This window comes from Gemmobacter lanyuensis (assembly GCF_014652355.1).
In the GTDB taxonomy this organism is placed as follows: Bacteria; Pseudomonadota; Alphaproteobacteria; order Rhodobacterales; family Rhodobacteraceae; genus Gemmobacter; species Gemmobacter lanyuensis.
The window spans coordinates 1-10,171 of the sequence record NZ_BMYQ01000027.1; the positions used below are offsets into that span (position 1 = coordinate 1).

Genomic DNA, 10,171 nt, shown 5'->3' on the forward strand with positions numbered 1-10,171 from the left:
TGGCCTTCCAGGCTCAATAGTATCAATTGCTTAGCCGTTTAACTGATGAAGTTGGGAGCTCCAGTTGCGCCTGTTCGATCCGGAACGCCCATTCAAGCGCGGCCTGCACGCCCAGCGCGCGTTTGATCCTGGTGCCGCTGACGCGGCCGTGGAAGCTCATGGCTGCAATCCTTCAAGGAAATCCATCTGCGCCGGGCGCGGGGCCGCCTCGGTCGGCCGCCAGATCCACGGGCCCGAGGCCATGGGCAGCTGCGAGAGAGCGCCACGCATGTGCTGCTGCCAGAGGGTGAACTCCGTTGCCGAGCAGGCGCAGAGCACGTGCCCGATGGGCCAACCCATCAGCCATCCGACGAAGAGCGGGTTCAGCCGCCGCCGCGACCTGCCCTTCAGGATCCGCCGCGAGGCGGCGCGCCCATGCGAGGCAATCATCGAAGCCCAGAGCGGGCGCGAGATCGGGGCGTGCGGCGAGGACCGCGGCCCATCCGGCCAGGTCGCCGGGGCCGGGCGGGTGAAGCCCTGTTCCGCCCGGTAGTGCAGCAGGTCCATCCGGGACTTGCCGTCGGTGCGGGTGATGCTGGCCTCGCTCGACCCCTTCCAGTTCTGCGCCGCCGGGGTCGGCCAGTGGTTCGGCAGGGCTTTCGCGATGCCCAGCGCCAGCGCTTCCGCCTTCCGGGTGAAGTCGCTGTTCCCGGCCGGGTTGTAGCGGCCGGTGCCGGGGTGCAGGCTCATCGGTGTGGGCCAGGATGAAGATACGCTGCCGCTCGTGCGGCGCGCCGACCTCTGCCGCCGAGAACAGGCCCGCCGCAGGCGTGTAGCCCATTCCCCAAAGCTCTCGTAGGACGGTCTCGAGGCCAAGGGTGACGTGCCCGGCGACGTTTTCGAGGAAGACCCATTCGGGGCCGCATTCGCGCATGACGCGGGCGACATCGGGCCAGAGGTGGCGGGGATCGTCGGCGCCGCCGCGCTTTCCTGCCGCGCTGAAGGGCTGGCAAGGGTATCCGGCCAAGATGGCGTCGAAGGCGCCGCGGAAGGGCCGGGCATCGAAGCTGCGCAGGTCGGTCCAGATAGGGGCCGGGGCGAAGTAGCCCGCGCGCTGGGCGGCGATGAGCACCGCCCTTGGCCAGTCCTCCCATTCGACGAAGGCGCAGGTATGATAACCGGGCTCGGCGAGCATGAGGCCCAGATCAAGGCCTCCGCCGCCTGCGCAGAGGGACAATCCGTGCCGGGGACGTGACACCATGTCATTCACCGCACCCCGCGCTCGCGCAGGCGTTCGGGCGTCACCAGCCCCCGGGCCAGCATGGCGTCGCGCATCGTGTTGCTGATCGCGCTGACCGGCAGGTAGCGGTCCGAATTGACCAGATCGGCGTAGACGGCGGGCAGGTCCGTGATCGGCTTTGCAGCCGGGGCAGGGGCCGGGGCGGTCTTGGGCTTTCTGCGTTTGCGCCCGGCATCCTCGACCTTGCGCTGGGCCGCCCGTTGCATCGCCCGGTCCAGCGCCTTTGGACCATCGGGCGGTTCGGGATGTTCCTGGCGGCTGGCCTTGGCGGCAGCGATGATCTCCGCCTCGGTCAGCCCCAACTCGTCGCGCCAGCGCTGGACGTGCAGCCGGGGGGGCCAGCCTTGCCACCAGCCGGGAAGGGCGGCGGGATCGAGGCCCAGCGCATCAAGCAGTTCCCCGAAAACCTCATCGGAAACGCCCTCGCGCGCCTGCGCGCCCTCCTCCTCCTTTACTGGTTCTCTTAGAGGTTCCCTTACAGGGTTAGTGTCCGAATTCCGGACACGGCTTTCGGCATTTTCCGGACACGGCTCGGCCGGAAAATCGGACACGGCTTCCGCATCGATCCCGTGTCCGAAATTCGGACACGGCAGGGCATCGGACCCGTCGTCGAGGGGCGAAAGGCCTGCATCATCATTGCTTTCTGCACCCTCGTCGTCCCCGTGTCCGATTTCCGGACACGGCACCACAGCCACAGGTGTGAACCCCGGCTCGAACCCCAGGATGTAGCGGGTGGGCAGCTGGCGCTTGGTCACGGGATCGAGCCGCGGCACCCGCCGTAGCAGGCCCACGGTCTCCAGCTGGCCAAGGTGATCGTTCAGTGTGGACCGGCTGATCTCGCAGTCATGTGCCAGCCGATCTTGGGAGGGAAAGCAGCCATAGTCCGGGTTGAACCGGTCGCAGAGGTGCCAGAGCACGATCTTGGTCGTGGGCTTCAACCCGCGCTGCTTGATGGCCCAGTTGGTGGCCTCGTGGCTCATGGCGCGGGCCTCCGCGGGGCAGGGGCGATGCGCGTGGTGAAGCCGTGATCAGCCAGCGCGCCCAGCGCGTCGTCGAGACTGCGGACCAGCGCCCAGCCAAACCCCTGCGCCAGAACAGCATCGCGAAACGCTTCCTGCTCCGGTCGCAGTCGCCCCTTCGCCGCCTTCAACTCGAGGAACAGGACGCGGCCGTCGCAGATCACCATCAGATCGGCGAACCCGGCATGGACGCCCATGCCGACCAGGATCGCCTGGCGCTTCGCCCCGCGGGGCCCGGCCTCTGTCACCTCGTTGGCGCAGTGATGGATGATGGCCGAGCGGGGCAGGGCGATGCGCAGGGCTTGCACGACCGCACGCTGCAAATCGGCCTCGGGGGTTCCGCGCCGCTTCATCGCGCGGCCCTCCCCTGATCTTCGCGCTGGGCACGTTGAACCGGTCGCCGTGCATCGACGACGACCAGCAGGCGCTGGGCATCAGCACGCTCGCCAGGGGTCTCGCCATGCTGAACCAGCACGTTGCAGGCGAGCCGGATGAGAAGATCGCTGTGATGCGCGACATCGGCGATGACAGCGCGCGCCTCGGCCACGCGGTCGGCGGGCCAGGCGGAACTGCGGGGCTGGATGGTCATGACCGGCGTCCTCCGGCACGACGGCGGCGCGGGGCGGCCTGTTCCTGCTCTTCCAGCCAGTCCTCGACGGCGGCACGGCGGTAATAGACCTTCCGCCCGGCGCGCACGCAGGGCGGACCCGTCCGCATGGCCTCCCAGCGGCGCAGGGTGTCGACCGAAAGGCCGAGTTCCAGCGCAAGGTCGAGGCGGCTGATCCAGCCGACCAGCAGCGAGCGGGGTTTGTCCTTTGGGTCTGGCATCGATCCGAGATGCGGCATCGGGGTCTCCTGGTCCTGGCCCCGAAGATCGGGGACGTCTTGCAGGGACCAGTGAGCGCAGAGCCCGAGGGGTGGCGGCGAGGCGGAGGGTGGCAGAAAGGATGACGCCCTTGTGCCACCCCTTGTTTTGTTGGGGTTTTCGATGGTGGTCGGGTGGCGGGGGACGATAACGGCCGGTCCTGCCAAATGGGCGAAACGGACGCCAAGGCCGCAAACACCGGCGAACATTCGCATTGACCGTGTTTGACCGGCATTGGAGGGCAAAGAGGGGGTGGCAACCGACACGGCACCCCTGCCACCCATTGAATTCCTTGAGGATTTGTCGCTGCGCGGCTCTTCAAAAGCCTGATTTGCGGCGTGATGACCGCGCCTGCCGCCTCAGACGTCCCATTGTGCAGGTCGGCACCAGTCGCGCATCGATCCGCCCAGCGCCGAAATCCCATGAAAACAAGGGGTGGCACGGTTCTGACGACTTTCTTGCCACCCTCCGCCTACCCGCCACCATCCTCGTCATGCTTGCCTTGATAACCAGGCGAAACCACGCCTGATGTCGGATGCAAGAAGGACCGAAGCCATGCCCGAACGCATCAAGCTGACCGAGAAAGTGCTGCGCGACGCCGAGCCGGTGCCGGGGCGGGACTACCAGATCTTCGACACCGACGTCCGGGGATTTGCCGTCTGCATTTACCGCGGCGGTGGTCGTGCCTTCACGCTGGATTATCGCCATGCCGGGCGGCAGCGCCGGATGACCTTCGGACGCTGGCCGGAGTGGTCGGTGTCGGCCGCCCGGGAACGGGCCAAGGAATTGCGCCGCGAGATCGACGCCGGGGCCGATCCCTTGGGCCAGCGCGAGGCAAAGCGCGAAGCCCCGCGCGTGACCGACCTGATCGAACGTTACTGCGCCGAGCATCTGCCGAAACTGGCTGAACGGAACGCGTCCGATCAGAAGTCCGCGCTGGCCAAGATGGTGGCCCCGGTCTGGGGCCGGAAACTGGTGAAGGAAATCACCTCGACCGACGTCGACAAGCTCTTGAACAAGGTGGCCGAGGGGCGGCCGCGGCCACACAAGGAAAAGCCCAACAACCGGGCCAAGAAACTGCAGCCCGCAAAGCCCACACCGGTGCGCGCCAACCGCATCGGGGAGGTGTTGCGCAAAATGTTCACCTTGGCGGTCGAATGGGGGTGGTGCGAGGACAACCCCGCCCAGCGCTTCCATCGCCGAATTGAAACAGCGAGAGAACGATTCCTGTCAAAGGACGAGATCAACAGCCTAGCCGCAGCCCTCGATGCTGCCGAAGACCGCCGCGCTGCCGATATCATCCGAATGTGCATGCTGACCGGCGCTCGTCTGGGCGAGGTGCGGCAGTCCCGGTTCGAACAGTTCAACCTCGAACATATGAGCTGGTCGAAGCCGCCCACCATGACGAAACAGCGCCGCGCCCACCGCGTGCCGATCTCTGACGAAACCGCCGCCATCGTGCGCCAGCGCCAGCTGCTGGTGCCGAAGGGATCGCCGTGGCTCTTCCCCGGCGACACGCCCGGCCAGCCGGTGCAGGAGGTGCGGCGGTTCTGGGCGCAGGTCCAGAAGCAGTGCGGGCTGCAGGACGTCCGGATCCATGACCTGCGCCACACCTTCGCATCGCTTCTGGTCAGCGGCGGCGCCTCGCTGGAAATGATCGGCAAGCTTCTGGGGCACAGCCAGATGCAGACCACGCTGCGCTATGCCCACCTGATGGACTCGCCCCTGCGCGCCGGGGTCGACGCGGTGGCCAGCGCCTTCCGGCCAAAGCCCCGGCTGGTCCACGACGCCGATGATCAGGGCGGCCGGAAAACCGCCTGACCCGGGCCAGCGCGGACCCTGACCATCACGACTCCTCCCGCCGCAACGCCCTCCATATTGGCGTGATCCTCCGCCGGATCGAGCGGCTGTCGGGCATCTTCTTGCCGTCCGACCGATCCGCGAACCAGTCCTGCATCTCGGCAACCAGCTCGGCCTGTGTGGCTGGAAGCCCGTGGTCATGGATCCGCACGATCAGGGCGATGTTCATGCCTTCCCAATCGTAGGGCGTGGCAGCACCTGGCCCCGCCGCAACCCGCCGCACCATGTCGTTCTCTTCCTCGAAGGCATGCACCTCATCGGCCATGACCATCATGTCCGCCAGCGTCACCGTGACACCGCCCTGCGGGTCTGTGATGATCTGCCACTGACCCTTCTCCGTCGTCATGATCCGCCGCACCACACCCTCGGTCGGGCCGGTCCCGCAGCGGCGGAACAACGGCATGAGGTCCATGGGCGAGAGGACCACCCGACCGGCGACGATCTCCTCGCCGCAACGCACCAGGCCGACGCCGGTCATGATGTGGAACTTGCCCGCCGCGGCCCAGCCTGCGACGTCGGCGATGTTGCAGCCCCAGCGGGCCGTGACTTCCTGAAGGGTGTAGTAAACGCGGGGCGGCAAAGCCATGACAGATCATCCTCACATGAACCGAGGACGGGCCGAACTCATACCGCCTGCAGCCCGTGCCGGGGGCGGCACGGGGTCAAGAGATCGGGCGCAACGACACGAGAGGCGCCGGGGCGCCTTCGGTCAGAGCGACTGGTGTTCCGATAGACCTGTTATGCTTTTGGTTGAGGGCTGCTCTCCTCAAGGATGCACCCTGCCGCGGGCTTCGATTCGGAGCAAGGGGGTGGGGCCCACGACGCTGTGGATAAGCGATGTGGAACCTGTGTGGTCTACACCGGGTTACGACCGACTAGCCAAGACCGCTATCAGCTAGGCCTACCTGGTCCCTGCCGGATGGCAACTTCCAGCTTAGTGATGGCGCGGCGCCGTTTGGTAAAATGATCCCCTTGACGGGTCTGTAGCTGGCCGTGTCTTGTTGATTGACATCCCCACCCAAGTGACGATTTCCCGACCGCATGACCTACACCTTCGCAAGCCTTTCATCTGCCGAATTTGAAGACCTGGCACGGGACCTTATCGGTAAGGAGCTGAATCTTCGATTTGAAGCCTTTGCCGCAGGCCCGGATGGTGGCATCGATGGCCGCCATGCATTGGCGGAAGGGGCAATAATTCTTCAGGCGAAGCACTATCATCAATCTTCATTCTCGGCTCTTAAGTCGACTATGAAGAAGGAGCGGCGCGCAATCGACAAATTGGGCGCCAAGCGATACATCCTCGTGACTTCAAGGCCGATCACGCCTCCGAATAAGGAGGAGCTCGCCAATCTTATAGGCCCGTCCCTTAACTCTACAGGCGATATCTTTGGTCCCGGGGACCTAAATGCGCTATTGCGAAAGTACCCAGAGGTTGAACGGAATCACAATGGGTTGTGGATCGGCTCCACTGCGGTTCTCGAGGACGTTGTAACTGAAGCAGTCGCGAAGGCGCTCGATACACAACAAAGCACATCGACTGCCAAAGAGAGCAGCGCAACGCAATCCGCAAGATCACGAGCTGAGCTCGATCTTTTATCCGCGGAACTGACTGCTCTACATCAAAAAGCTGTCGATACTTCGACGGTGATCGAGCAGACGGCTTTCAAAGTTGGGGAAATCAGAAAAGCGGCGGAGCAGGGGCTTGTCGCCGACGAGCCGCTTGATGGCGAACTCAACATCTGTCGGGGACTTGTCGAACGCGAGCAGTATCACACGGCTATTGAAGTCCTGAAGGTGACGTTCAGCGACGAAAAGCGAACGTTTCCCATCTCCGACAAGGCGCTTGCCCGTGTCCGGTCGCTGGAAGGAATATGCCTTAGAAAGCTCGGAGACGAGGCTGGCGCTGCAGCGCGCTTCTTCGAGGCAGCGCGACTTGACCCATCGGTGAAGCATCTGTCCAATTCTGTGGTTGCGCACCTAATGACGGGAAACTACCTCGAGGCCCGCAGAATCCTTGAAAGTGTCCTAACTGTGGAGCCCGAAAACGCCTGCCATTGGGCAAACTTGATCTATGTTGACAGTGCCCAAGGAAAAGTCACAGCCCAAGTTGATATCCCGCCGCAGTTGCGCGAAGACCGGGACGTGCGCCAAGCGCTGGTGAATGCGATGCGCGTGGCCGGAGACCCGGAGTGGCGTAATCTTGCTCGCGCCAACCAGCGGCTATTCCCTGAATCAGATGAAGCAAGAAGAGCCGGATCGGAGGCTGTCCTTGATGAAGTCGTTTCGCTTGGCAAACGCGGGGCGCCGAACCGGGATCTTGAGAGACATCTTCGTGATGAGGCGGCAAAGGCCACAGATATTCTTTTGAGCCAATGGCATGCACACCAGGCATCTGAAGCTTTTCGGCAGAATCCAGACATCACATTGCTGCAAAATACAGCCTTGGGACTTAGAATTGTCGATAAGGCGGCTGACGCGGGGAGCCTTCTGAAGAGCCACTTGGCTGTCTTCAGAGCGGACCCAAGTGCGATGCGAATGGCAGGCATGATCGCGCTGGATGCGGGCGATGACGACCTTCTTGATGCTGTCCTAGCAGAAGGTTTTGACGGAGATATTGGCCTTCGTATCGAAAAGGCTATGCGGAATGGAGACTTTCAGGCTGCGTTAGTACTGGCAGAACAGCAGGAAGACGCAACGGTTCAGGAGGGTCAGATCGCCCCCGGGCGCTTGGCGGACATGCTTCGGGCCGCGACGGCGGAACTTTCGGAACGCGCGGCCGCTTTTTCTGCAGTCATGGACCGCTATCCTCCGGACGGATTTGCGGATTTGATATTGAGCGACCTCTGCGTTCGCACAGAAGTGCCTGAAATGGCTGCTCTGGCGCTCGACCGGGCCTTAACTGCTGATCTGACCGGGGAAGATGAACTTCGCAACCGCCTGGCAGCCTCAGGAATGCGGCAAGGGCGACCAGAGGTGGTTCTAGACCTGCTCGATGGAAACGTGGACGCGACGGTTCCTTCTCCGGAGCGGGATCGCTTGGCCAAAGCTCATGCCATGGTCATACCACCGCGGGCTTCTGGTTTGGACTTCTTTGCGGCGCTCCGGTCTGCCGCAAGTGATGACTACCAATTGCAGATGACTGGCGGCGTTTATCATCTCAACCGAGGCGCCGCAAAAGAGGCTGCACCATGGTTTCGGCGCGCGCTGCAGGCCAGACCCGGGGACGCTCAGGCCATCCTCCGAATGTGGATGGCTCTGAGTCGCAGTGGGGAGACCGCTCGTGCCAGAAAATTCTTGGAAGCTATCGAGATTGGTACCATCCAAGGTGACCGTCTTGATCGACTTCAGGTGGCCCGCCTTCTTTGGCAAACCGGGCGTGTGGAGGCGTTGGACTATGCCTACGGCATCGCCGCCCGGGCGCTCGATGATCCTGATATCTGCTTGGCATACTCACATCTGGTGCTGAGCGACGCGTTCCGAAGTGATGCGCCAGAACTTCTCACTCCGGCCTCGGTCGAGCCAGGTGTCTGGGTTCGACTTTCTCGGCGTGTTGGACCAGACTTCGATTTTGTCTATGTCGACAAGGCAGACGATATTGATTTCCATCGCACAGCAGCCCACGGAATCGTTGCTGCAGCCGTTGGCCGCAGTGTTGGAGAAACTTTTGAAACTGTAGACGGGCCGATCCGTTTCGAATGGAAGGTTGAGGAACTGAAGCCGAAAGGCTTGCATCTCTTCCACCTGATATCCTCAACTTTTCAGGACAGGTTTCCAGGCCGTGGTGGACTTTGGACAGCTACCATTGTCGGCGATGATATCGAGCCGATTCTTGAGAGCCTTCGTCAGCGCCGGTCGCAAGTCGAGAGGTTGCAGGCAACCTACTTTGAGAACCCTCTGCCTTTGGGTGCCGTGGCAAGCGCCGGTGGCGGAACGACAATCGATTTTGCCGTTTACCTGGCGCGTTCTGGACGGGGCATTGTTTCGGCCACCGGGCGCTTGGAAGACTTAGCGGCGGAGCGACGTGTAGCAGAATTGGCAACGGGCAAGCCTATTACGCTTGACGCCTACACGCTGTGGATACTGGCCAAGTTGTCGATGCTCGAGGCGATGCGAAAGGTCTATTCACGGATCCTTGTTCCACAGTCGGCATTCGATGAAATCTCTGCCCTGATCGATGAACTTGGGGAAGCAAAAGACGGCCGCAAGACGGCGGCTGCCGTGGGTGACGGCTTCGCTCTCCAGGAGACGAGCGCCGAGGAAGTGGCCAAAGAAGTTGCGGACCTGCGTGCGCTAGGTGACTACATACGAAGGCATGCGGAAGTAGTCGGCACCGAAGCACCAAGTACATTCTCTGGCGAGACGCTTAGGTTGGTCGACCTCATTGGCAACCAGTTCGACTGTCTGAGCGTTGCGGAGCGGGAGAATGGGGCCCTCTTGGCAGCAGACCTCCGGCTTCGTCAGGTCGCAACTGAGATATGCAAGTTGTCGGCGTTCGGCCTCGATGCACTGATCGACGAAATGTCCACGCTTGGTGCCCTCGACGAGGCACAGCGCGCGGAAGCGGTACTGGCACTTTGTGACCTCCGGCACTCCTTCGTAGGGCTCAATGCCGGGGTTCTGTTTTCGATCCTTCAACACGACGGCACTGAAGCGCTCGATCGCTTCGCTCGGGCTGCGCAGTACTTGGGGACGCCCGATGCCAACTCCGAGACGCATATCGCTGTAGCAGCAAGTTTTGCTTCGATCGCCTTCAGGGAGTTGGGTGATGCCTTACGCGCGCAAGCAGCCGTCGGTCTTGTGTTGCGCAATTTGGTGCGAATGTCGAACGTGCCGCTTGCAGCGATTATCAATGCATTTGCTTCACAGGCGGCCAACAACGCTGTGAGGCGCTATGTGAGAGGTTGGCTGAAAGGTCACTTTCTGTACGATACTTACATCTTGCAGATTGGTCGGGGTCGGAAGTGATTAAAGGGCACGTCCTATCAAGGGTCAGCTTACATCAACACCACATCAACCTGCGACTGCGGACTTCGTGCTGGTTTTGCGTGTGAATCCGTGCGAACGCTAAAGTTTGCGAGAACGAAAATCACGCCAGAACAAAGACTTGAATCGTAAGTGGCTGGTTTCTCTGAATATTCGATTTTGCCC

General features: G+C 62.5%; 9 protein-coding genes and 1 pseudogene. 2 read left to right on the top strand and 8 right to left on the bottom strand.

Going from position 1 to position 10,171, the window contains the following annotated elements; translation table 11 throughout:
* Positions 1-22: 22 nt before the first annotated feature.
* The 7 genes and pseudogenes from IE101_RS19325 to IE101_RS19350 all read right to left on the bottom strand — a co-directional run bounded on the left by IE101_RS19325 (position 23) and on the right by IE101_RS19350 (position 3,144).
* Positions 23-160, bottom strand: a complete 138-nt coding sequence (locus IE101_RS19325; RefSeq protein WP_189635483.1) for a hypothetical protein — start codon at positions 158-160, stop codon at positions 23-25.
* Positions 157-729, bottom strand: a complete 573-nt coding sequence (locus IE101_RS19905; protein ID WP_229804330.1) for a DNA methyltransferase — start codon at positions 727-729, stop codon at positions 157-159. Before IE101_RS19905 ends, IE101_RS19325 begins: the two co-directional genes overlap by 4 nt.
* A 49-nt stretch (positions 730-778) precedes the next feature.
* Positions 779-1,240, bottom strand: a pseudogene (locus IE101_RS19910) (DNA cytosine methyltransferase); the annotation flags it as partial.
* Between the two features lie 5 nt (positions 1,241-1,245).
* Positions 1,246-2,259 carry a helix-turn-helix domain-containing protein gene (locus IE101_RS19335; protein ID WP_189635477.1) on the bottom strand — a complete coding sequence of 338 codons (1,014 nt, stop codon included), beginning with the start codon at positions 2,257-2,259 and terminating at the stop codon, positions 1,246-1,248.
* Positions 2,256-2,651 (bottom strand): VRR-NUC domain-containing protein, encoded by a 396-nt coding sequence (locus IE101_RS19340; protein WP_189635478.1) that lies wholly within the window; start codon positions 2,649-2,651, stop codon positions 2,256-2,258. Before IE101_RS19340 ends, IE101_RS19335 begins: the two co-directional genes overlap by 4 nt.
* Positions 2,648-2,887, bottom strand: a complete 240-nt coding sequence (locus tag IE101_RS19345) for a hypothetical protein (RefSeq protein WP_189635479.1) — start codon at positions 2,885-2,887, stop codon at positions 2,648-2,650. The genes IE101_RS19340 and IE101_RS19345 overlap by 4 nt, the downstream gene beginning before the upstream one ends.
* Positions 2,884-3,144 carry a helix-turn-helix transcriptional regulator gene (locus IE101_RS19350; protein ID WP_149139659.1) on the bottom strand — a complete coding sequence of 87 codons (261 nt, stop codon included), beginning with the start codon at positions 3,142-3,144 and terminating at the stop codon, positions 2,884-2,886. The genes IE101_RS19345 and IE101_RS19350 overlap by 4 nt, the downstream gene beginning before the upstream one ends.
* A gap of 574 nt (positions 3,145-3,718) precedes the next feature.
* Here IE101_RS19350 and IE101_RS19355 point away from each other — a divergent pair.
* Positions 3,719-4,984, top strand: a complete 1,266-nt coding sequence (locus IE101_RS19355) for a tyrosine-type recombinase/integrase (protein WP_189635480.1) — start codon at positions 3,719-3,721, stop codon at positions 4,982-4,984.
* A gap of 25 nt (positions 4,985-5,009) precedes the next feature.
* On the opposite strand, the gene IE101_RS19360 is transcribed toward IE101_RS19355, so the two are convergent.
* Positions 5,010-5,609, bottom strand: coding sequence for a hypothetical protein (locus tag IE101_RS19360; protein ID WP_189635481.1), 600 nt, complete (start codon positions 5,607-5,609; stop codon positions 5,010-5,012).
* A gap of 455 nt (positions 5,610-6,064) precedes the next feature.
* Here IE101_RS19360 and IE101_RS19365 point away from each other — a divergent pair, with 455 nt between their 5' ends.
* Complete coding sequence (locus IE101_RS19365) at positions 6,065-9,988, top strand: PIN domain-containing protein (RefSeq protein WP_189635482.1); 3,924 nt, start codon at positions 6,065-6,067, stop codon at positions 9,986-9,988.
* Positions 9,989-10,171: the final 183 nt, after the last annotated feature.

Coding starts and splice junctions, on each gene's coding strand:
- IE101_RS19325 (WP_189635483.1), bottom strand. CDS start 160: ATGAGCTTCCACGGCCGCGTCAGCGGCACCAGGATCAAACGCGCGCTG.
- IE101_RS19905 (WP_229804330.1), bottom strand. CDS start 729: ATGAGCCTGCACCCCGGCACCGGCCGCTACAACCCGGCCGGGAACAGC.
- IE101_RS19335 (WP_189635477.1), bottom strand. CDS start 2,259: ATGAGCCACGAGGCCACCAACTGGGCCATCAAGCAGCGCGGGTTGAAG.
- IE101_RS19340 (WP_189635478.1), bottom strand. CDS start 2,651: ATGAAGCGGCGCGGAACCCCCGAGGCCGATTTGCAGCGTGCGGTCGTG.
- IE101_RS19345 (WP_189635479.1), bottom strand. CDS start 2,887: ATGACCATCCAGCCCCGCAGTTCCGCCTGGCCCGCCGACCGCGTGGCC.
- IE101_RS19360 (WP_189635481.1), bottom strand. CDS start 5,609: ATGGCTTTGCCGCCCCGCGTTTACTACACCCTTCAGGAAGTCACGGCC.
- IE101_RS19350 (WP_149139659.1), bottom strand. CDS start 3,144: ATGCCGCATCTCGGATCGATGCCAGACCCAAAGGACAAACCCCGCTCG.
- IE101_RS19365 (WP_189635482.1), top strand. CDS start 6,065: ATGACCTACACCTTCGCAAGCCTTTCATCTGCCGAATTTGAAGACCTG.
- IE101_RS19355 (WP_189635480.1), top strand. CDS start 3,719: ATGCCCGAACGCATCAAGCTGACCGAGAAAGTGCTGCGCGACGCCGAG.